Here is a 20,226-nt window from a genome sequence, read left to right on the forward strand (position 1 = left end):
CGCGCCGCGCGGCGCGTCCGACCGCGAGGGCGGCGGCCCGCCGGACGTACCGGGAGCGGCGCAGCGCGCTCGGCAGCAGCGCGTCCTCGTCGAGCAGCGAGGTCACCATCCGGTTGATGAAGTGGGTGACCAGCGCCGTGCCGACGAACTCGGGCGCCCGCGCGGGCGGGAACGGCGGCTCGGCGAGGAGCGGGCTGCCGGGGGAGCGGGTGGCGGCCGCCCAGGCGAGCAGGTCGGCGTGCCGGGGGTCGTCCGGCGTGCGGCCGACCCGCGCGGCCTCGGCGAGGTCGTGGTCCCCGGCGCCGTGCGCGAGCAGGGCGTGCGCCTCGGTGCAGAACGGGCAGCGGTTGGCCAGCGAGACGGCGCTGGCCACGGCCTCCTTGTCGGCGCGCGGCGCGGTGCCGACGATCTCGGCTTCGCGCAGCAGGGCCCAGGTGCCGGCCAGCACCTCGGGGGCCGGGGAGAGACTCATCAGCGGGCCGTCGGCGAGCAGGAAGTCGGTCTCCAGCTGCGCGTACACGGCGGCGACCTGGCCGGTGGCCGACTCCCGCGCGACGGGGTTGGTGTGACGGTAGGGCCTGGACATGCGCGTTCCCCTCCTGGTGGCGATGCCTGAGGCGGTATCGCAACTCTGGGTTGCGATACCGTGAGCGTGTCACGCCGATCGCCTTAACGCAACTGGGAGTTGCAATGTCTGCCGAATCCCCTTCCGTCGACGCCGACGGGCACCCCGACGCCGACGGGCACCCCGACGCCGACCGGCCCTCCGGTGCCGACCGGCCCTCCGGCGCGGGCCGGCCCGATGCGGCGGACCTCCCGCCGGAGCGCCTTCCGGCGGCCGAGCTTCCCGCGACGGGCCGGCGCCCGGTGGTCGGGCGGGGGGAGAAGGTGCGGGCGGCGGTCCTGGCCGCGACGCTCACCGAGCTCGCCGAGATGCGGTACGCCGCACTGACCGTCGAGTCGGTCGCCCGCCGGGCCGGCGTCCACAAGACCACGGTGTACCGGCGCTGGAAGGACCGGGACGCGCTGATCGTGGACGCCCTGGCCGGGCAGATCGCGATGGACATCCCGATCCCCGACACCGGCACGGTCGAGGAGGACCTGCGGCTGCTCGCCCGCGGCCTGGCCGCGTGGCTGCGCGGGCCGGCCGGCGCGGCGGTGCTCGCCGTGATGCTCTCGGAGGCGGTCGAGGCTCCGGGGGTCGCCGAGGTCCGTTCGCGGATCTTCGACGACCGGCTGCGCCGGGCCGAACCGATCGTCACCCGGGCCGTCGCGCGCGGCGAGCTGCCGGCCGGCATCGACCCGGCCGACGTGATCAAGGCCCTCGCGGCGCCGCTCTACTTCCGGGTGCTCATCACTGGCGAACCGGTCGACGACGCCGCGGCCGACCGGGCCGTGACCGCCGCCCTGGCCGCCGCCCGGCACGGCGGACTGGGCTGACCCGCGCGAGCCCGGCGCGCGGTGGCCGGACGCGTGGGGGGCGGAGGCATGGGGGCCGGGGGCGGTGAGGGCCGGGGCGTGGGGGCCGGAGGCGGTGAGGGTCGGGGCGTGGGGGGCGGGACGTGGGGGTCGGACGCGCGCGGGCCCGCGTCGCTCGTGGGAGCGGCGCGGGCCCGAGGTGGCCGTTCCGGGGCCGCCCGGAGGGTGGCCCGGGTGTCACATGTGCGTGCCGCCGTCGATCCGGATCTCGGTGCCGGTGACGAACGCGCCGTCGTCCGAGGCCAGCATGGCGATCACGCCCGCGACCGTCTCCGGCCCGGCGAAGCCCTGGCCCAGGGCCGGGGCGAGCTTGGCGAGCAGGCTGAAGTCGGTGTCCGCGGGGAGACCGGGGTCGTTGGTCATGCCGCTGTCGATGCTGCCGGGCGCGACGCACACCGCGCGCAGGCCCTGCTTGGAGTACTCCGAGGCGATGGCGTGCGTGAAGGACTGGATGCCGCCCTTGGTCGCGGCGTACGCGGCCATGTAGGGGTGGGCGAAGCTCGCCGAGGTGGAGCTGAAGTTGACCACCACGCCCTTGCCGCCGGCCAGCAGCGCGGGCAGCGCCTCACGGGTCATCAGGAACGTGCCGGTCAGGTTGACCGCGAGCAGCTTGTTCCAGAACTCCAGGCTGGTCTCGTGGGTGTGCGAGGAGCGCAGGATCCCGGCCGCGTTGACCAGGACGTCCAGCCCGCCGAGGCCCGTCACGGCCTCGGCCACGCCGGCGCGTACCGCGGCCTCGTCCGAGATGTCCAGCACCGCGGTCGTCAGGCGGTCGGCGGTGCCGTCGGCGACCGCGCGGTCCAGCGTGGTCTTCAGGCCGTCCTCGTTGACGTCGACCGCGACGACCCGTCCGCCCTCGGCGAGGATCCGGTGCACGGTGGCCCGGCCGATGCCCGAGCCGCCGCCGGTGATCAGGACGTTCCGTCCGCTGAAGCGCTCCATGGTGGTACTCCGTTCGTTCGTGGTCTCGCGACCTCGCTGACACGGTACGCCGAAGTGGCACAACGTGCCAATAAGTCTTGATGTGCCACTCGGGCATGTCCTGCCACTGCGCCGCGCCGACGCGCCGCACCAGGCCAGGTCAGGCAGGCAGACGGGTAGGCGGGCAGGCAGGCCCGGCACCGCGTGTCGGCACGGCGCGCCGTGCCGACGCGGCAGAGCGCGCCACACCGGCACGATGCGTCACCGCGCACGTTCGTTCGCGTACATTGATCACCGTGACCGGACGCCCCACCCTGAACCAGCGCCGCCGCGACGCGACCCGGCTGGAGATCGCCCGCACCGCCGCCGCACTCTTCGCCGAGCGCGGGGCCGAGGCCGTCACCGCCGAGGAGATCGCACTCTCCTCCGGGATCTCGCTGCGCACCTTCTACCGCTACTTCTCGGTGAAGGAGGACGCCGTCGCCCCGCTGCTGGCGGCGGGCGGACGGCGCTGGGTGCGGCTGTTCGCGGAGAGCGCGGCCGAGCTGCCGGTCCGCGAGGCGCTGGAACGGTCGGCCGCCGAGTCGCTGACGCCGGCCGACGACCCGGCCGTCGAGGCCATGCACTGGACCCGCGACCTGCTCCGCGACCCGCGCCTGGACGACGTGTGGCAGCGGGTGCACGCCGACTCGGAGGAGCGGCTGCGCGGCGTGCTCGCCGAGCGCTGCCCGCAGGGGACGGACCAACTGGAGATCCGGCTCGCCGCGGCGGCCGCCACCACCGCCATCCGGGTGGCACTGGAGGAGTGGGCGTTCTCCGACGCCCCGACCGCCGGCCCGGGCTCGCCCCGGGACCTGGGTGCCCGCTGCATGCGCGAGCTCACGGCCGGCCTGCGCCTCTGGGACCTCGTCAGCTGACCCCGCGCCACCACGCGGGCTCATGGCGCCCGCACACGCCCCCACACCCACCCGCGGGCCCTCGTGTCATACCTGCGGACCGTGTTGGACCCCCGATACCCGCTGGTCGGCGGGTCGGGGGGGCCTTCGCCGACCGATAGGCTTGTCGATCGCGCCTCGGCGACGGTCTCCGCTGCGGACGGGGGAACCGGGGCGGCCGTCCCGGGTGTCCTAGGGCGTGGCCCGCCGACGGGCCGTCGGGGGCCGGGGCGGGGGACGTACGAGGCGTGGGAGCAAGCAGGACATGGGTCTGACGAGCCACAAGGTGTTGGCGCTGACCGTATTGATCGCCGTCGTGATGATGGCCGGCACGGTCTGGCTGTGGCCGAGACTGGCGAAGAAGACCTGGCAGGCGGTGCTCGGCCGGATCGGTGTGCTGCTCGCCACCCAGCTCGCCGTGCTCGCCGCGCTGGGCCTGGTCGCCAACAACTACTTCGCCTTCTACAGCAGCTGGGACGACCTGCTCGGCACCGGCGACAACGGACCGGTCGTCATCCAGAACAAGGCGGACGCCTCGGGCCGCCTCCAGGTGGAGACCATCGGCCACGCCGCCGTCCAGGGCGGCGGGGCGCTCGGCCGCGACCCCAAGCAGTCCGGCGAGATCCGCGAGATCCGGATCGACGGGGCCACCACCCGCCTCTCCACCGAGGGCTACGTCTACCTGCCGCCGCAGTACTTCCAGCCGGAGTACGCGCAGAAGCAGTTCCCGGCCGTCATCATCTCCACCGGCTTCCCCGGCATCGCCAAGAACCTCGTCACCCGGCTGAACTACCCGGGCGCGGCGCTCAAGCTGCTCCAGGAGGGCCGGATGCAGCCGACCGTGATGGTGATGGTGCGTCCGTCGCCCGCGCTGCCGGCGGACACCGAGTGCGAGGACATCCCGGGCGGCGCCCAGTCGGACGCGTACTTCACCAAGGACGTCCCGTCCGCGATCCAGGCGAGCTTCCGGGTCTCCTCCGCGCCGCAGGCCTGGGCCTTCATGGGCAACTCGACCGGCGGCTACTGCGCGCTCAAGCTCGCCATGCGGCACCCGGACGTCTTCCCGACCGCCGTCTCGCTCTCCGGCTACTACAACGCCGCCGACGACCCGACCGTGCCGGACCTCTTCAAGGGCAGTGAACAGCGCCGCAACGAGGCCGACCTGATGTGGCGGCTGAAGAACCTGCCGCAGCCCAAGGTGTCCGTGCTGCTCGCCGGTACCAAGGAGGGCGACGGCGACTACCGGCGCGACACCGAGGCCTTCGTCGCCGCCGTGAACCCGCCGATGAAGGTCTCGTACAGCATGCTGCAGACCGGCGGCCACAACTTCGAGACGTGGAGCAAGCTGCTCCCGTCCTCGCTGGAGTGGCTCTCCCAGCACCTCACCGTCCCGGGCCAGCCGGTCTGACCCCGGTCCGGACCCGCCCTCGCCGAGCGGTCCGGACCGCTCGGGGCCGCACCGATCCCGATCGGGCCGGGTCAGACCGTTTCGGGCCGGGTCGGACCGACTCCTGCGGGCCGACTCCGGCCGGCCGACGGGACCGCTACCGGCGGGCCGACGGGACCGCTACCGGCCGACTCCCGAACGCGAGACGCCGGGCCGCTCACCCGGGAAGGTGAGCGGCCCGGCGTCCTGCCGCTCGGTGCCTCAGGCCACCGGCTCCAGCGTTCCGGTGTGCAGCTCGCCGACCCGGCCGCCCTCGCCCTCGTACGTCCAGAACGCGCGCACCGTCAGCTTGCCGAGGTCCATCACGTGGCTGACGGTGATGCCGCTCTGCTCGGTCCAGCTGACGAAGTACAGGTCCGGGCCGACCTCGGCGACGTGCAGGGCGACGTCCTCCCACTGGCCGGCCGACTCGCCGAGGCCCTCCCAGCGCAGCCGCTTGCCGTCGGCCGAGTAGGCGTTGCGGAAGGCCGCGCCGTTGTCGACCTGGAAGAGGTAGGTGCGGCCGGCGAAGCCGGGCAGGGGCGCGGTCATGGCGGGACGGGTCCTCGTCTCTCGTGGTGCGGTACGGAACCGCGTGGGGACCTCCAACCTATCCGACCGGATGACCTCCGGGGTGGACTTGTCGACACCCCGCCACGGCACGGGCCCGCCCGAACCCGCCGCCCGCCACCCGCCGACCGCCGCCCGCGTGCGGCCCCGGCACCCGGGCGCCCCGGCGGCGGTCCGGGCCCCTGCCGGGCGCCGGGCCCCCGGCCGGCGACCCGCCGCCCGTCCGGGCTGACTCAACTGATCAACTTCGTACCGCCGTTGATCAACTCCGCCGCTTCGGGTGTGACCTGCGCGACAACAACCGCCGTCGAGTTGTCGCGTCCCGGACGGCCTGCCTAGCCTGCTCGGGCGTCCGCTTCGCGGACCTCCGCCGTCGGGACGCCGAGTCCCGTCCACCCGCCGGCGGGCAGCCGAGCACCACGATGGACGGGAGCGGGGGACCCAGGTCAGTGCCAGGCCCGTGCGCTCCCGCGCCCGGGCCACGGCTAGGGGTGAAGCCGCTCCACAGGCGGCCGGGCAACCTCAGCCCGAACCCGACAGCTCACCTCGCAGGCGTCGCAGAGGACACTGCCATGCAGAAGCCTGCCCGGCGCACCGCAGCGCGCCACGCCCGCCCCTCCCACCGCGGCCGCAACGCGGCCTTCGCCGTCACCGGCGCGCTCGCCATCGGCGGCGCCGGACTGTTCGGCGTCCAGGCGGCGACCACCGCCCAGGCGGCCACGCCGACCGTCACCCAGGACAAGCTCACCCCCGCCACCATGGTCGCGGGCCAGGCCACCAGGGCCGCGCTGACGGTCCACTCCTCGGCCTGCTTCACCGCCAAGGCGGTCGGCGTCGGCGTGCGCGACGCGGCCGGCCACAACCTCGACTTCCCCGGCAACGTCGCCAACGCGCAGATCTGCCCCAGCGGCCTGTCGATCACCACCGGCTCGCGCACGCTGCCGGCCGGCACCTACACCCAGTTCGGCTTCTGGCAGGACCTCGGCGGCGCCTGGCACAACCTGCCCTCGCGGCAGCTGGTGGTCTCGGCCGCCTCCGCGACCCCGGCGCCGACGCCGGCCCCCGCCCCGACGTCCACCCCCACCGCGACCAGCACGCCCACCACCGCCGCGCCCGTCGCCGGCAAGAAGCTCACCTGGTCGGACGAGTTCAACAGCCTCGCCCTGGGCTCGCGCTGGACGGCCGACAAGAGCAGCTCGTACCACTACGGCGACCACAACCCGAACGACAACAAGCTCGACTGGCTGAACAAGAACAACGTCAACGTCTCCGGCGGCGTCGCCACCTTCACCGCCAAGCCGGGCACCCACACGCTGGAGAACGGCAAGCAGTCCTGGGACACCGGCCTGCTCACCACCGAGTACTCCACCGAGGGCTTCGAGGTGAAGACCGGCGACTACGTCGAGACCCGGGTCAAGCTCCCGGCCGGCACCGGTGCCTGGCCGGCGCTGTGGACGTGGAACAGCACCAGCGGCACCCACGGCGAGATCGACACCTTCGAGTACCACACGGACAACGCGAACCTGCTGGAGCTGACCAACCACATCAACCCGAACCACAAGTACGTCACCGACGCCAACGCGATCGCCCACGACAAGTGGGTCACGGTCGGCACCCACTACGGTGCCACCTCGGTCGAGTGGTACATCAACGGCGTGAAGGTCTTCTCGGACGGCACGGGCGTCGGCACCAACTGGTCGGCGTACCTGATCCTCAACCTGTCCCTGAGCGCGGGGCAGTACCACCCCGCGCCGCAGGGCACGGCGCCGATCACCTTCGCCGCGGACTACGTCCGCGTCTACCGCTGATCCGCGTCCACCGCTGACCGCCGCCCCCGCTGACCGCCGGTGGGCGCCGACCGCCGGGTCGGTGCCTACCGGCGGGTAGGCGCCCACCGGCGGGTCGGTGCCTACCGCTCGGCGGTCTCGACGACCGGGATCTCGAACGGCCGCTTGTTGTTCGCCTCGTTCCGGTCGTCGTCGCTGCGCACCGCCACCCAGCCCCCGGTCAGCGTGCCGGGGGCCGGGACGGTGGTGGCGAGCCGGACCGGGATGAGCGCGGTCGCGCTCTGGAGCGCGTTCAGCCCCGCCGGGAAGGTGCAGCGCACCCGGTGGCCGTTCTGGAAGGCGTAGCAGTTGTCCGGGAAGAACGGCCCCTCGGGGGTCACGCCCTCGGGCAGGGTGATCACCACGGTGAACGGGGAGGCCGTCCGGTCCGGGCCGCCGTTGGCGACGAAGGCGTGCACCGTGGTGGTGCCGCCCGGTGCGGCGGGGTCCGGGTCCAGCCGGACGACCTCCAGGTCCGAGTGGGACGGCGCCGCGGGCACCGCCACGGGCGCCGCGACGGGCGCCGCCGGGGCCGCGACCGCCGCCCCCTGGCCGCCCCCGGCCGCTCCCGGGTCGCCGTCCGGACAGGCCCACGCGGACCCCGCGGCCAGCGCCGTCAGCGCACACCCCACCGTCAGCGACCTGCCGAAGAAACCCCGTACCGCCTCACTGCGCGACATCGGCGCTCACCCTGCCCTCCGTGCTCCGGCGCCCCGCGCCGTCGCGGGGCGCGCCCGCACCCAGCGTGACCGACCTGCCGGCCGCCGCCCGGACAACCCGCCCTCGGGCCGCTCGAACGGGCGAAAGCCCGCACCGGAGGCCGACGGCGCCGGCCTCCGGGGTGCGAACGGGTGAATGACGCCACGTCAGGGGCGGTTCACGGCGCCAGGACCTGCCCCAGCCGGGCCGCGATGTGATGCATCACCGGCACCAGCGAGGCCGCGCCGGCCTGCTCCTCCAGCGCCCGGATCCGGGCCTCCGGGCCGGAGACCGAGAGCGCCGTCGGGGTCGGCGCGCCGGGTACCGCGAGGGCGATGCAGCGCACCCCGATCTCCTGCTCCTGATCGTCCACCACGTAGCCGCGCTCGCGCGCCTCGGCCAGCTGGCGCAGCAGCTCCTCGGGGTCGGTCACGGTGAACTCGGTGTGCGCGGGCAGCGGGTTGGGGCCGAGCACCGCGCGCGCCTCCTCCTCGGACAGCTGGGCCAGCAGCGCCTTGCCGACGCCGGTGCAGTGCGGCTGCACCCGGCGGCCGACCTCGGTGAACATCCGCATCGAGCGCCGCGACTGCACCTGCCCGACGTAGACCACCTCGCCGCCCTCCAGCACCGCGAGGTTCGCCGTCTCGCCGGTCGCCTCCATCAGCTCGGACAGGTAGGGGCGGGCCCAGCTTCCGAGCAGCCGGCCGGCGGTCTCGCCCAGCCGGATCAGCCGCGGGCCCAGGGTGTAGCGACGCGCGGTGTCCTGGCGGACATAGCCCTGCTGGACGAGGGTACGAACCAGACGGTGGATGGTGGGCATCGGCAGCCCGGAGGAGGTGGAGAGCTCGCTGAGCGTCGCCACGCCGCCGGAGTCGGCCAGCGCCTCCAGCAGCTGGAAGGCGCGCTCGACGGACTGCACACCGCCGCTCGCGCGGTCCGGGCCTGTCGTCGATGCTGTGTCGGGGGTCGCGACCACCGGCGTTCCCTTCGCTGTCGGGGGAGGAGTAGAGTCCCTGCGATCACCTCAACAAACCGTTGAAATTCTGTATCGCGGAAACTAGTCTCCACCTTACAGAATCGAACCCTCCGGTAGGCGGGGTTCAGATCGGTTCAGATCAAGGAAGTTCCCACCGGAACTCCCTTCGCCATGCTCAACCGTCTTAGGAGTGTCCTGCTCATGGCTACAGATCAGGGACCCGCCGGCGTCTCCCCCGCCGCTCCGGTCGTCACTGTCGCCGGTCCGCGCGTCCACCGGGCGGAGGAGGTGCTCACTCCGGAGGCGGTCGCCTTCGTCGTCGGCCTCCACCGCGCCTTCGAGGACCGTCGGCAGGAGCTCCTGGCCCGCCGGAAGACCCGCCGCGCCGAGATCGCCCGGACCGGCACCCTGGACTTCCTCCCCGAGACGGCCGCCGTGCGCGAGGGTGACTGGACGGTGGCCGAGGCCCCGCGCGCGCTCCAGGACCGCCGGGTCGAGATCACCGGCCCCACCGACCGCAAGATGGTCATCAACGCGCTGAACTCCGGCGCCAAGGTCTGGCTCGCCGACTTCGAGGACGCCACCTCCCCGACCTGGGAGAACGTGGTCACCGGCCAGATCAACCTGATCGACGCCTTCGAGGGCCGGATCGACTTCACGTCCTCGGCCGGCAAGGCCTACACCCTCAAGCCGGCCGCCGAACTCGCCACCGTCGTGGTCCGCCCGCGCGGCTGGCACCTCGACGAGAACCACCTGCTGGTCGACGGCACACCGGTGGCCGGCGCCTTCCTCGACTTCGGGCTCTACTTCTTCCACAACGCGGCCCGGCTGCTCGCCCGCGGCGCCGAGGACCCGAACTCCGGCCCGTACTTCTACCTCCCGAAGACCGAGAGCCACCTGGAGGCGCGGCTCTGGAACGACGTCTTCACCCACGCCCAGGCCGCCCTCGGCATCCCGCACGGCACCATCCGCGCCACCGTGCTGATCGAGACCATCACCGCCGCGTTCGAGATGGAGGAGATCCTCTACGAACTGCGCGACCACGCCGCCGGGCTCAACGCCGGCCGCTGGGACTACCTGTTCTCGATCGTCAAGAACTTCCGTGACGCCGGCGAGCACTACATCCTCCCGGACCGCAACTCCGTCACCATGGCCTCGCCGTTCATGGCCGCCTACACCCGGCTGCTGGTGCAGACCTGCCACCGGCGCGGCGCCCACGCGATCGGCGGCATGGCCGCGTTCATCCCCAGCCGCAAGGACCCGGAGGTCAACGCGGCCGCCCTGGAGAAGGTCAAGGCCGACAAGGACCGCGAGGCCGGGAACGGGTTCGACGGCTCCTGGGTCGCCCACCCGGACCTCGTCCCGGTCGCCCGCGCCTCCTTCGACGCCGTGCTCGGCGAGCGCCCCAACCAGAAGGACGACCCCGGCCCGGCCGAGCCCGTCACGGCCGACCAGCTGCTCGACATCGCCGGCGCCGGCGGGACCTGCACCCACGCGGGCCTGCACAACGCCGTCCAGGTCGGCGTCCGCTACATCGAGGCCTGGCTGCGCGGCCTCGGCGCGGTCGGCATCTTCAACATGATGGAGGACGCCGCCACCGCCGAGATCTCCCGCTCGCAGATCTGGCAGTGGATCCACAACGGCGTCGTGCTCTCCGACACCGGTGAGAAGGCCACCGCCGACCTGGTGCGCCGACTGGTCGCCGAGGAGCTGGCCGAGCTCCGGGTCGAGCTGGGCGACGAGGCCTACGCCGGTGGGCGCTGGCGCGAGGCGGCCAAGCTCTTCGAACAGGTCGCCCTGGCCGAGGAGTTCGCGGACTTCCTGACCCTCCCCGCGCTTCCCCTGCTGGGCTGAGCCCCAATCTATCCAGCGGGGGGACGGTTGCCGCCTGCCAGGCTGTAGCAGTCCCGCCGCCCCTTTACTCCGTTCCGTACGGCGACGAATCCACCTGTCCTCTCGTCGCCGTACGGGACGGCTCTTCCACCGAGGAGTCCGCAGTGCCCCGCATCTTCTTCAACGGTCAGGCCATGGTCGGCGGCCCCTTCCACGCCTCCGTCGCCGACGCCCTGGTCGGCCCGGTCCGCACCGCGCCCGGCTACCGGTTCTTCTCCATCGACGACGTCTGCCCCGGCCTGCACCCCGACCCGGCCGTCGACACCGCGATCGAGGGCGAGCTCTACGACATCACCCTGGAGCACCTGCGTGATGTCATCCTCCCCGGCGAGCCGCGCGAGCTGGAGCTCGGCGTGATCGAGCTCGAGGACGGCTCCGCCTGTCTCTCGATGCTCCTCGCCCGCGGCGAACTCGACCGCGGCGTCCACCGCGAGATCACCCACCACGGCGGCTGGCGCGCCTACCTCGCCACCCTCGGCCGCACGGCCTGAGCCGGAACGCGCCGCCGCGTGGGCGCGGGCGGAACTCGGGTGACAGATAACAGAATCTGTTATCTGTTATCTGAAAGCTGTCAGCTGTCATCTGTTCGCTGAACTCCGTCGGCTGAGCTCCGTCGGCTGAGCTCCGTCCGCTGGAGCCCGCTCACCCGCCGCGTGCCAGCGCGTCGCCGAGGGCGGTGCGCCGGTAGAGGACGCTCCGCCCGTGGCGGGCGCGGTCCAGCAGACCGGCGGCCGCGAGTGCACCGAGGTGGCGGCTCACCGCGCCCGGGGTGACTCCCAGCCGGTGGGCGAGTTCGGTGGTGCTGGCGGGAGTCCCCAACAGGGCGAGCAACCGGGCCCGGGGCGGGCCGATCAGCCCGGCCAGGGCCGCCGGCGGGCCACCCGCCGCCTCGTCCAGCCGGCCGTCCCGGCGCCCGTCCAGGCCCTCGGCCATGGTCGCCCGGCCGCGCGCGGGATAGGTGATCAGCGGAGGCCCCGACTGGGTGATGTCGGTCTGCGCACCACGGGCGAACAGCGTCGGGATCAGCACCAGCCCCCGCCCGGCGACGTCCACCGACCTTCCCAGCGCCTGCACGGCAGGGTTGGAGTCGTTCAGCCGCAGCACGCCGGCCTGCCAGGAGATCCGGAAGTCGAGGTCGGCGAACAGGCCCTCCGCGCCCCGCTCGGAGAGCATCCGGCCCCGGTACGCGATGTCCGCCTCCAGCACCGACCGCGCCCGCGGCCACCAGGCGGGCGCGAGGCAACGCGTCCAGTACGCCTCCAACGCCTCGGCCACGCGCGCGGTCAGCGCCGCCGGGTCGTCGATCAACCCGGCGAGCACCGGCGGCAGCGGACTCCCGTCACCCTCGTACGCCGCGAGCACATCGGCCCGCGCCACCTCCGGCGGCGTGGCCGCCAGATGGGCGAGCTCGGCGGAGAACTCCGGCCGCGGCGTCGCCGGGCGGGGCGTGAGGAAGTCCGGCACGAACGCGGTCGGCGTGATCAGCGCCGCCAACAGCCCGGTGTCCAGGCTCTCGTAGCGGGACTGCCAGCCGGCGATCCACGGCTGCTGCTCCGGGTAATAGGACGGCCAGACCCGGGCACGGAGGCTCAACACCGTCTCCTGGAGCGGGGAATGGCCGAACCAGGTCGCGGCCAGGTCGTCAACGTCGAAGCGGAACTCGAACATTGACCGTAACGGTAAAAGAATTCCGCCGCCGCGGGAAGCCCGCTGTCCTACTGGCATGACCTCAACCGCGGTGCGTCCGCCCGCCATCGGCCGTTTCCTCCCCGCAGACCCGCTGCTGCGCCGGCTCGTCCTGATGACGCTGGTGAACACCGTCGGGAACGGGCTGTTCGTCACGGTGAGCGTGCTGTTCTTCACCCGGTCCGTCGGCCTGACCCCCGGCCGGGTCGCGCTCGGACTCACCGTCGCGGGCGTCTGCGGCGTGCTCGCCGGCGTGCCGATGGGACGGTTGGCGGACCGGGTCGGCAGCAAGCGGCTGCTGCTGGTGCTCGGCCCGCTGGAGGCGGTGGCGGTGCTCGGCTACGCGTTCGTGCACTCCTTCGCCGGCTTCGTGGCGCTCGCCTGCGTGGCGACGGTGCTGGAGCGCGGGTCGGCGGCGGTGCGCAGCGCGCTGATCGCCCGGGCGCTGCCCACCGAACGGCAGGTCCGCTCCCGGGCGTTGCTGCGTTCGGTGATGAACGCGGGTCTGGTGGTCGGGTCCGGTGGCGCGGCGCTCGCGCTGCAGTCCGACTCCTACGCCGGCTACGTCACCGTGCTGGCCCTGGACGCGGTGACCTTCCTGGGCGCGGCGGCGCTGCTGGCCGGGCTTCCGATCCCGGACGAACTGGCCCGCGGCACCCGCGCCGTGAGCGGAACGGATGCCGTTGACGGACCGGCCGTCAGCGGCGGAGCGGCCGTCAGCGGCGGAACGGGCGTCAGCGGCGGAGCGGGCGCCGAGGGCGGCCCGGTGCGGCGCCGGACCGCGCTGCGGGACCGCCGCTACCTGCTGGTCACCGCCCTGCACGCCGTGCTGGAGCTCCAGCTGGCGGTGCTGAGCATCGGCCTGCCGCTCTGGATCGTGCTCTCCACGGACGCGCCGCCGGCCGTGGTCTCCGCGGTGAACGTGCTCAACTGCCTCGTGGTGGTGGTGCTCCAGGTCCGGGCGAGCCGGGGCGTCACCGACGTGCCGACGGCGGCGCGGGCGTGCGCGCGGGGTGCGCTGCTGCTCGCGGGCGGCTGTCTGGCGTACGCGGTGGCCCAGTTCGGCCCGGCGGGGGTGGCGACCGGGGCGGTCCTGGCGGGGGCGCTGGTGCACAGCCTGGGGGAGTTGCTGACCTCGGCCGGCGGCTGGACGCTCAGCCTGGACCTCGCCGATCCCCGGGCGCACGGCGAGTACCAGGGGGTCTTCATGAGCGGGCAGGCGGCCGCGCACGTGATCGGCCCGCTGGTGATCACGGTGACGGCCGTCGACCACGGGGGCGTCGGCTGGGTGGTCCTGGCGGGCCTGTTCGCCACGGCCGGGGCGGCCCTGTCGGCCGCCGTCCGCGGCACGGTCCCCGGCACCGCCCGCGAAGCCGTCCGCGGCACCGTCCCCGGCACCGCCCGCGAAGCCGTCCGCGGCACCGTCCCCGACACCTCCCCCAGCACCCACCCCCGCACCGCCACGGAGGCGAGCCGCGTCGCCGACCGGACCGCGTAGGGCCACGGCCGGCGCGGCGCAGGGCCGGCGAGGAGCCGCCGCGAGAACATGCCGCGACCGACCCGCCGCCACGAACACGCCGCCACCCCACAGGCCGGCGGACCCGCGCCCCACGGGGGTGGGAGCGGGCACGCCACAGCCCCGGACCCTCGCCGTGGGTCCGGGGCTGCGTCCCGCGGGCCGCCCGGAGGGGCCGGCTCGCGGAGTCCGGGTGACGCACCGTCCCTGGGCGACCCGGAGTTCAGGGGGCCGGGGAGCGGGACCGCTCCCCGGCGGGGGGAGTCACACCGGCCGGGCGGCGAGCTCCTTGGCGGCCCGGGCGCAGGCCTGGGCGATCCGGTCCTCGTTCACCGTCGTCAGCTGGCCCTTCTCGACCACGGCGTTGCCGTTGACGAACAGCACGGCCAGCGGCGGCAGGGCGCCGAAGGTGAGCGCGGCGACCGGGTCGGCGATCGAGGAGTGCATGATGCCGTCGATCTTCCACAGCGCGAGGTCCGCGAGCTTGCCGACCTCGATCGAGCCGATCTCGTCCTGCCGGCCGAGCACCCGGGCGCCGCCCATGGTGCCCAGGCGCAGCGCCTGCCGCCCGGTGAGCGCGGCCGGGTAGCCGTGCAGGCGGTTGATCAACAGCGCGTTGCGCAGCTCGGTGCCGAGCTCGCCGGACTCGTTGGACGCGGTGCCGTCGACGCCGAGGCCGACCGGGACGCCGGCCTTGAGCATGTCGGGGACGCGGGCGATGCCGGCGGCCAGGCGGGCGTTGGAGGAGGGACAGTGCGCGACACCGGTGCCGGTCTCGGCGAACTTGGCGATGTCGGAGTCGTTCATGTGGACGCAGTGCGCCATCCACACGTCCTCGCCGAGCCAGCCGACCGACTCGAAGTAGTCGGTCGGGCCCATCCCGAACAGCTCCTTGCAGAACGCCTCTTCCTCGGCGGTCTCGGAGCCGTGGGTGTGCAGGCGGACGCCCTTGCGGCGGGCGAGGACGGCGGACTCGCGCAGCAGGTCGGTGGAGACCGAGAAGGGCGAGCAGGGCGCGATGGCGACGTGCAGCATCGAGCCGAAGGAGGCGTCGTGGTACTTGTCCACGGCGGCCTCGGAGGAGGCCAGGATGGCGTCGAGCTCCTCGACCGCGTGGTCCGGCGGCAGGCCGCCGTCCTTCTTGCTGCGGTCCATCGAGCCGCGCAGCGCGGTGAAGCGCAGGCCGAGTTCCTGGACGGCCTCGATGGAGGCGCCGAGGACGTCGCCGCCGTCCTTGGGGAACACGTAGTGGTGGTCGGAGGCGGTGGTGCAGCCGGACTTGAGCAGCGCGGCGGCCGAGCCCTGGCTGGCGGCGTGGACGAGCTTCTCGTCGATCCGGGCCCAGGTCGGGTAGAGCGCGACCAGCCAGTCGAACAGGATGTCGTCCTGGGCGAGGCCGCGGGTGATCCACTGGTAGAAGTGGTGGTGGGTGTTGACCAGGCCGGGGGTGACGAGGTGGCCCTCGCCGTTGATCCGGCGAACCACGTTGTCCAGCCACTGCGGGGCGGGGCCGTCGCCGACCGACTCGATCTTGTTGCCGAGGATCACCACGTGGCCGCGGGCGTACTCGGTGTCGTTGGCGTCGACCGTCGCGATCGCGACGTTCTCGATCACGATCCGCTGGTCGGCGGGCGGGGGCTGGACTGCCATGGGGAACTCCTATGGGGGAGGCCGGGCGGGCATGGGGCGCATGCCCGCCCGGTGGGTCAGGACGGTGTCGCCGTCGGCACCGTCGTGCTGGGCGTCCCGTCGGCCGACGGGCGGCGGGGGACTCCGACGTGGTGGAAGAGCAGGTTGAGCAGGACGGCCATCACGGTGCCGGCCGAGATCCCGGAGTGCATCAGGGTGCGGACGGCCTCCGGGAAGGAGTCGTAGAAGGTCGGGACGGCGATCGGGATGATGCCGACGCCGAGCGAGACCGACACCAGGATGGTGTGGGAGCTGGACTCCATCCCGGCCTCCGCGAGGGTGCGGATGCCGCTCGCCGCGACCGTGCCGAAGAGCACGATCCCGGCGCCGCCCAGGACGGGCTGCGGCACCAGGGAGACGACCGATCCGAGCACGGGGAAGAGCCCGAGCAGGACCAGGATGCCTCCGCCGGCCGCCACCACGTAGCGGCTGCGGATCTTCGTCAGCGCCACCAGCCCGATGTTCTGGGCGAAGGCGCTGGCGGCGAAGCCGTTGAAGACCGGGCTGAGCGCGGTGGCCAGTCCGTCGGCCCGCAGGCCGGCGGCGAGCACGGGTTCGTCGGCCTCACGGTCGACGATCTTGCCGAGTGCCAGCATGTCGGCGGTGGACTCGGTCATCGAGACCACCATGACGATGCAGAGCGAGGCGATCGCGGCCGCGTCGAACATGGGAGCGCCGAAGTGGAACGGGGAGGGGAGCGCGAAGATCTTCGCGTCCTGGACCGCGCCGAAGTCGGCCAGGCCCAGCGGGAAGGCGAGCAGGGTGCCGATCGCCAGTCCGATGAGCAGCGAGAGCTGTTGCCAGAAGCCGCGCAGCAGCCGGTTGCAGAGCACCACCGCGACGAGGGTGATCGCGGCGAGGCCGATGGCCCGCATCGAGCCGTATCCGGGGGCGCCCGGGGAGCCCCCGCGCGCCCAGTTGACCGCCACCGGGAGCAGGGACACCCCGATGAGGGTGATCACGGTGCCCTGGACGACCGGGGGGAAGAACCTGATCAGTTTGCAGAAGTACGGTGCCGCGAGGAAGCACAGGAGCCCCGCGACGATCACCGCGCCGAAGATCACCGGGAGGGCGTTCTGCGGGCCACCCTCCTTGTCGATGGAGCCCTTGGCGATGGCGATCATGGGCGCGACGCCGGCGAACGAGACGCCGTTGACGAACGGCAGCCGCGCGCCGATCTTCCAGACGCCGAGGGTCTGGAGCAGGGTGGCCAGTCCGGCGGTGAACAGGCTGGCCGAGATGAGCAGGGCGAGGTCGGCGGGGGAGAGCCCGACGCCGGCGCCGACGATGAGCGGGGGAGCCACGACTCCCGCGTACATCGCGGCGACGTGCTGCAGGCCGGTGGAGACGAGCTTCACCGGTGGCAGCACCTCGTCCACGGGGTGGGTTTCCGGTCCGGACGGCTTGCCGGGGAGGCCGTTTGACGCGCCGTCCGGACCGGAGGGCCCGGCGGAGTGGTCTCTGCCGGGGGTGGAACCGCCGTCTGTGGTGCTGGTGTTGTCAGGTGCCATGTCGAGCCCCTCTTGTGCCCGTGGCCCGCGACGCGCCCGTGGCGCTGGAGACAGGTCGATCGCGCGGTGGCCGAGGGCGGGACGGCGGTGCAAGGGTCCCTCGGCCGGCATCTCCAGCTCCCCGGGCCGGCCGCCGTGAGGCGGGCACGATCTCCGGTGGGTGGGGGGTGGAGAAACAGGTGGTGCGGGTACTGCGGTGGTGCCGCCCGTCCGGAGCCGGCCGGCCCCGTGGGGCCGGAGGGTGCGACGACGCCGGACGGTGTTCATGGGGAGGTCAGGCGACCGGGATCACCGGTACCACGCCCTCGCGGTGCACGGTGCCCTCGATCAGGCCGTACATCCGGTCGGCGGCGTAGTACACCTCGTTGTCGTTCTTGAGGCCGAACGGCTCAAGGTCGACCAGGAAGTGGTGCTTGTTCGGCAGCTCCAGGCGGACCTCGTCCACCTCGGCGCGGTTGTTCAGGACCCGGGTGCCCATCGCGTGCAGGGTCTGCTGCAGCGAGTACGAGTAGGTCTCGGCGAAGGCCTCCAGCAGGTGCCGCTTCACGTGGGTGTAGGAGCGGTTCCAGTTGGGCTGGGCCTCGCCGTCGCGGCCGCTGAAGCCGTACTTCCAGCGGGCCGTGACCTGGGTGGCCAGGATGCGGTCGTACGCCTCCTGCAGGGTGGTGTACTTGTCCTTGATGTAGCCCCAGAACTCCGAGTTGGTGGAGTTCATCACGATGAGGTCCTTGAGGCCCGAGATGACCTGGACGGTCTCGCCGTTGTAGACGATCTCGGTGGTGCGGGTCTCCTGGCCGTTGCGGACGAAGGAGTGGCCGACCTCCTCGGAGCCGATGAAGCGCGCCGAGTTGTCCGGCGTCTTGATCCGGTCCCAGGCGTACTCCTCGATCCGGATCCGGGCGCTGTGCACGACACCGCGCTCGGTGTTGTCCACGAAGTGGCGGGCCAGGAGGATGCCGAAGGCCTCGGCCGACTCGATCCCGTACTCCTTGGCGAAGGCGTACACGGTGTTCTTGGTGGTGTCGGTGGGCAGGCAGTTGGCGTTCGACCCGGTGAGGTGGACGTCCTCGAACTCACCCTGGAGGGAGACCGAGACGTTCAGGTCCTTGATCTCGTGACGGGTCGAGTCACGGTAGATCCGGACGATGCGGTTCTCCGCCTTGCCGTACTGGTTCTGACCGAGCACGTGGGCCATGACGTGGCTCCCAATCAATCAAGCGGTCTAGCTTCCGCGGTAGACCGAGTATCCGAACGGGTTGAGCAGCAGCGGCACGTGGTAGTGGTGCTGCGCGGGCGCGACCGTGAAGACGATCGAGACCTCGGGGAAGAACGGCGTCTCGTCCGACTTCGCGGCGTAGTACGCCGCGGTGTCGAACTGCAGCCGGACGACCGAGCCCGCCTCCACGGCCGGCAGGTCCTTGGCCCGGCCGTCGGAGTCCGTGGCGGAGGTGCCGAGCACCTTCCAGCCACCCTCGGTGTGCAGTGCGAGCTCGACCGGGACACCCTCGGCCGGGCGGCCGAGGCTGGTGTCGAGCACGTGGGTGGAGATGCCAGTCATGGGTGAAGTGACCTTACTGATGGCAGGTGTGACGGTGCGTCGGGAAGTCCTGAGGCAGGGTCAGGATTCGTCGAGCAGGCGGTTGATGCGGATGTCGTTGATCTTGCGCAGCTCGCCCCGGACGATCTCCGCCTCGGTGGCGGGGTCGTTGGGGTAGCGCTCGCGCAGGGCGGCGAGCATGGTGTCCGCGGTGCGGCCGGTCGCGCAGATCAGGAACACGTGGCCGAACTTGGCCTCGTAGGCGGCGTTGGCCTCGTGCAGTTCGTCGAGGAGTGCGGTGTCCACTCCCTGGATGCCGGCCTGCTCGCGCTCGGAGGTGGCGTCGCCCGCCTTGGGCTTGCCGATCCGGGCGTGGCCGGCCATGGCGTCGTGCAGGTCGGCGACGGTGAGGGAGGCCATGGCCGACGCGTTGGCGTCGAGCAGGGCCGCGCGGTCGGACCAGGGCCGGGCCGCCGCGACGGCGTCGGCCCAACGGGCGCTGGAGCAGACCTCCAGCAGGATCGCCCTCAGCTCGGCGGCGTCGGCCGCCGCCAGGGACTCAAGGGCGTGGGGGTGGTTGGTCACGGGTGGACCTCCTGAAGAGTGGTGCCACCCGCACAAGCTAGATCCACCCACCCGGGCCGTCAACACTTTGTTGAACGGTTGGTGGTTACGTTTTGAACCGGTCCCGGTTACCGGGCCGTTTCGTGTGCGATGAGACAAGTGTGCCCCGCCGGGGGCTAGTGAAGACTGGCCGGGCCGGCGGGGTTCACCCGGAAGCCTCAGCCGGACTTCGAGCCGTCCTGGCGGTTGAGGTAGTTGTACACGGTGAAGCGGCTGACGCCGAGCGCGGTGGCGACCGTCTCCACCCCGTGGCGGACGGTGAAGGCGCCGCGCTCCTCCAGGAGGGCGACGACCCGCTGCTTCTCCCAGCGGTCCAGCTCGGTCAGCGGGCGGCCGTCGAACTGGCGGGTCATCTCGGCCAGCAGGCGGTCCAGCGCACTGCTCAGGTGCGGCAGCCGGACGGCGAGGGCCGGGGCGCCCTCCCACTCCAGGACGACGTCCTCGGTCTTCGCCTCGTCCAGTGGGACGGGCGTCGCGCCGACGGCGTCCAGCAGCGGCTTTATCGCCGCGGCGAGCGGGTGTTCCACGTGCTCGGTCACGGTGCACCGCCCTCCTCGTCCAACACGCTGACCTGGACCGAGATCCGGGTCGCGCCGGCGTCCAGGGTCTCCCGGAGCAGCTTGGTCACCGCGGCCAGGACCTGGTCGGCGTCGCCTTCCGCGCCGGTGCCGAACGGGCCGACCGAGACGGCCAGGCCGGCCTCGTCGACCACCTTCCGGGCCGCCACGGCGTGCTCGGGAAACGTGTCCAGTTCGAACGGTTCTGTCGTGAACTCCACCATCAATCGCACCCGCTCACTGTAGCGAGCGGGTGCGGGCGGGGTCAGGGGCTGGGCGATCGAACAGCGGCCGGGCCCGGTGGGCAGGGGTTTCGGTCTGCTTCAACAAATTGTTGCGGCAGTCTTGACACCCGCTCGGCGCGGCGGACATGCTTCCACC

At 72.8% G+C, this 20,226-nt stretch carries 20 protein-coding genes and 1 riboswitch; of the genes, 7 read left to right on the forward strand and 13 right to left on the reverse strand.

Translation table 11 applies throughout. From position 1 onward, the window contains the following. Positions 1-586, reverse strand: a 586-nt coding sequence (locus tag ACFVHB_RS23895) for a carboxymuconolactone decarboxylase family protein (protein ID WP_380325773.1), incomplete at its 3' end; no start/stop codon positions are given. A 104-nt stretch (positions 587-690) separates the two neighbouring features. On the opposite strand from ACFVHB_RS23895, the gene ACFVHB_RS23900 reads away from it, so the two are divergent. Further along, the gene (locus ACFVHB_RS23900) at positions 691-1,440 is read left to right on the forward strand and encodes a TetR/AcrR family transcriptional regulator (RefSeq protein ID WP_380325776.1); all 750 of its coding nucleotides are present in this window, start codon (positions 691-693) and stop codon (positions 1,438-1,440) included. A 216-nt stretch (positions 1,441-1,656) separates the two neighbouring features. Here ACFVHB_RS23900 and ACFVHB_RS23905 read toward each other — a convergent pair whose 3' ends face one another. Further along, positions 1,657-2,421 (reverse strand): SDR family NAD(P)-dependent oxidoreductase, encoded by a 765-nt coding sequence (locus tag ACFVHB_RS23905; RefSeq protein ID WP_380325779.1) that lies wholly within the window; start codon positions 2,419-2,421, stop codon positions 1,657-1,659. A gap of 269 nt (positions 2,422-2,690) precedes the next feature. Between ACFVHB_RS23905 and ACFVHB_RS23910 the strand changes: the two genes are divergently transcribed. Both ACFVHB_RS23910 and ACFVHB_RS23915 read left to right on the forward strand, forming a co-directional pair. After that, the gene (locus tag ACFVHB_RS23910; RefSeq protein ID WP_380325957.1) at positions 2,691-3,317 is read left to right on the forward strand and encodes a TetR/AcrR family transcriptional regulator; all 627 of its coding nucleotides are present in this window, start codon (positions 2,691-2,693) and stop codon (positions 3,315-3,317) included. Positions 3,318-3,600: 283 nt separating this feature from the next. Beyond that, positions 3,601-4,743, forward strand: a complete 1,143-nt coding sequence (locus ACFVHB_RS23915; RefSeq protein ID WP_380325782.1) for an alpha/beta hydrolase — start codon at positions 3,601-3,603, stop codon at positions 4,741-4,743. A 240-nt stretch (positions 4,744-4,983) separates the two neighbouring features. Here the strand turns inward: ACFVHB_RS23915 and ACFVHB_RS23920 are convergent, their stop codons facing one another. Continuing rightward, positions 4,984-5,313, reverse strand: a complete 330-nt coding sequence (locus ACFVHB_RS23920) for a MoaF N-terminal domain-containing protein (RefSeq protein ID WP_380325785.1) — start codon at positions 5,311-5,313, stop codon at positions 4,984-4,986. 463 nt (positions 5,314-5,776) lie between these two features. Then, positions 5,777-5,901, forward strand: a riboswitch (cyclic di-AMP (ydaO/yuaA leader). Between the two features lie 2 nt (positions 5,902-5,903). Here ACFVHB_RS23920 and ACFVHB_RS23925 point away from each other — a divergent pair. Then, complete coding sequence (locus ACFVHB_RS23925; RefSeq protein WP_380325788.1) at positions 5,904-7,139, forward strand: hypothetical protein; 1,236 nt, start codon at positions 5,904-5,906, stop codon at positions 7,137-7,139. Between the two features lie 101 nt (positions 7,140-7,240). On the opposite strand, the gene ACFVHB_RS23930 is transcribed toward ACFVHB_RS23925, so the two are convergent. Together ACFVHB_RS23930 and ACFVHB_RS23935 are read right to left on the reverse strand one after the other, a co-directional pair. Continuing rightward, positions 7,241-7,837: a hypothetical protein gene (locus tag ACFVHB_RS23930; protein ID WP_380325791.1), complete on the reverse strand. Its 597-nt coding sequence runs from the start codon at positions 7,835-7,837 to the stop codon at positions 7,241-7,243. Between the two features lie 197 nt (positions 7,838-8,034). Next, a complete protein-coding gene (locus tag ACFVHB_RS23935) occupies positions 8,035-8,832 on the reverse strand; it encodes an IclR family transcriptional regulator (protein ID WP_380325794.1) in 798 nt (265 codons plus the stop codon). 201 nt (positions 8,833-9,033) lie between these two features. Between ACFVHB_RS23935 and aceB the strand changes: the two genes are divergently transcribed. Both aceB and ACFVHB_RS23945 read left to right on the forward strand, forming a co-directional pair. Further along, complete coding sequence (gene aceB, locus ACFVHB_RS23940) at positions 9,034-10,686, forward strand: malate synthase A (RefSeq protein WP_380325797.1); 1,653 nt, start codon at positions 9,034-9,036, stop codon at positions 10,684-10,686. 143 nt (positions 10,687-10,829) lie between these two features. Beyond that, positions 10,830-11,216, forward strand: a complete 387-nt coding sequence (locus ACFVHB_RS23945; protein WP_380325800.1) for a gamma-glutamylcyclotransferase — start codon at positions 10,830-10,832, stop codon at positions 11,214-11,216. A gap of 151 nt (positions 11,217-11,367) precedes the next feature. On the opposite strand, the gene ACFVHB_RS23950 is transcribed toward ACFVHB_RS23945, so the two are convergent. Next, complete coding sequence (locus ACFVHB_RS23950) at positions 11,368-12,393, reverse strand: helix-turn-helix domain-containing protein (protein ID WP_380325803.1); 1,026 nt, start codon at positions 12,391-12,393, stop codon at positions 11,368-11,370. Positions 12,394-12,448: 55 nt separating this feature from the next. Between ACFVHB_RS23950 and ACFVHB_RS23955 the strand changes: the two genes are divergently transcribed. After that, positions 12,449-13,909: an MFS transporter gene (locus tag ACFVHB_RS23955; RefSeq protein ID WP_380325806.1), complete on the forward strand. Its 1,461-nt coding sequence runs from the start codon at positions 12,449-12,451 to the stop codon at positions 13,907-13,909. Between the two features lie 282 nt (positions 13,910-14,191). Here the strand turns inward: ACFVHB_RS23955 and ACFVHB_RS23960 are convergent, their stop codons facing one another. The 7 genes from ACFVHB_RS23960 to ACFVHB_RS23990 form a co-directional block, all read right to left on the reverse strand. Further along, a complete protein-coding gene (locus ACFVHB_RS23960) occupies positions 14,192-15,577 on the reverse strand; it encodes an 8-oxoguanine deaminase (protein WP_380325808.1) in 1,386 nt (461 codons plus the stop codon). A gap of 56 nt (positions 15,578-15,633) precedes the next feature. Next, positions 15,634-17,127 (reverse strand): nucleobase:cation symporter-2 family protein, encoded by a 1,494-nt coding sequence (locus tag ACFVHB_RS23965; protein WP_380325811.1) that lies wholly within the window; start codon positions 17,125-17,127, stop codon positions 15,634-15,636. Between the two features lie 274 nt (positions 17,128-17,401). Beyond that, on the reverse strand, positions 17,402-18,322 hold the full coding sequence (gene pucL / locus ACFVHB_RS23970) for a factor-independent urate hydroxylase (protein WP_380325814.1): 921 nt from the start codon (positions 18,320-18,322) through the stop codon (positions 17,402-17,404). A gap of 27 nt (positions 18,323-18,349) precedes the next feature. Beyond that, a complete protein-coding gene (gene uraH, locus ACFVHB_RS23975) occupies positions 18,350-18,685 on the reverse strand; it encodes a hydroxyisourate hydrolase (protein ID WP_380325817.1) in 336 nt (111 codons plus the stop codon). 60 nt (positions 18,686-18,745) lie between these two features. Beyond that, positions 18,746-19,249 carry a 2-oxo-4-hydroxy-4-carboxy-5-ureidoimidazoline decarboxylase gene (gene uraD / locus ACFVHB_RS23980; protein ID WP_380325820.1) on the reverse strand — a complete coding sequence of 168 codons (504 nt, stop codon included), beginning with the start codon at positions 19,247-19,249 and terminating at the stop codon, positions 18,746-18,748. Between the two features lie 197 nt (positions 19,250-19,446). Further along, positions 19,447-19,827, reverse strand: coding sequence for a helix-turn-helix domain-containing protein (locus ACFVHB_RS23985; protein WP_380325823.1), 381 nt, complete (start codon positions 19,825-19,827; stop codon positions 19,447-19,449). Then, positions 19,824-20,069, reverse strand: a complete 246-nt coding sequence (locus ACFVHB_RS23990) for a thiamine-binding protein (protein ID WP_380325960.1) — start codon at positions 20,067-20,069, stop codon at positions 19,824-19,826. Before ACFVHB_RS23990 ends, ACFVHB_RS23985 begins: the two co-directional genes overlap by 4 nt. Positions 20,070-20,226: the final 157 nt, after the last annotated feature.

The organism is Kitasatospora sp. NPDC127111 (assembly GCF_042677465.1).
GTDB lineage: Bacteria > Actinomycetota > Actinomycetes > Streptomycetales > Streptomycetaceae > Kitasatospora.

Bases quoted from the DNA above. Each gene is read 5' to 3' on its own strand.
- ACFVHB_RS23900 (WP_380325776.1), top strand. From the start codon at position 691: ATGTCTGCCGAATCCCCTTCCGTCGACGCCGACGGGCACCCCGACGCC.
- ACFVHB_RS23905 (WP_380325779.1), bottom strand. From the start codon at position 2,421: ATGGAGCGCTTCAGCGGACGGAACGTCCTGATCACCGGCGGCGGCTCG.
- ACFVHB_RS23915 (WP_380325782.1), top strand. From the start codon at position 3,601: ATGGGTCTGACGAGCCACAAGGTGTTGGCGCTGACCGTATTGATCGCC.
- ACFVHB_RS23920 (WP_380325785.1), bottom strand. From the start codon at position 5,313: ATGACCGCGCCCCTGCCCGGCTTCGCCGGCCGCACCTACCTCTTCCAG.
- ACFVHB_RS23925 (WP_380325788.1), top strand. From the start codon at position 5,904: ATGCAGAAGCCTGCCCGGCGCACCGCAGCGCGCCACGCCCGCCCCTCC.
- ACFVHB_RS23930 (WP_380325791.1), bottom strand. From the start codon at position 7,837: ATGTCGCGCAGTGAGGCGGTACGGGGTTTCTTCGGCAGGTCGCTGACG.
- aceB (WP_380325797.1), top strand. From the start codon at position 9,034: ATGGCTACAGATCAGGGACCCGCCGGCGTCTCCCCCGCCGCTCCGGTC.
- ACFVHB_RS23950 (WP_380325803.1), bottom strand. From the start codon at position 12,393: ATGTTCGAGTTCCGCTTCGACGTTGACGACCTGGCCGCGACCTGGTTC.
- ACFVHB_RS23955 (WP_380325806.1), top strand. From the start codon at position 12,449: ATGACCTCAACCGCGGTGCGTCCGCCCGCCATCGGCCGTTTCCTCCCC.
- ACFVHB_RS23960 (WP_380325808.1), bottom strand. From the start codon at position 15,577: ATGGCAGTCCAGCCCCCGCCCGCCGACCAGCGGATCGTGATCGAGAAC.
- ACFVHB_RS23965 (WP_380325811.1), bottom strand. From the start codon at position 17,127: ATGGCACCTGACAACACCAGCACCACAGACGGCGGTTCCACCCCCGGC.
- pucL (WP_380325814.1), bottom strand. From the start codon at position 18,322: ATGGCCCACGTGCTCGGTCAGAACCAGTACGGCAAGGCGGAGAACCGC.
- uraH (WP_380325817.1), bottom strand. From the start codon at position 18,685: ATGACTGGCATCTCCACCCACGTGCTCGACACCAGCCTCGGCCGCCCG.
- ACFVHB_RS23990 (WP_380325960.1), bottom strand. From the start codon at position 20,069: ATGGTGGAGTTCACGACAGAACCGTTCGAACTGGACACGTTTCCCGAG.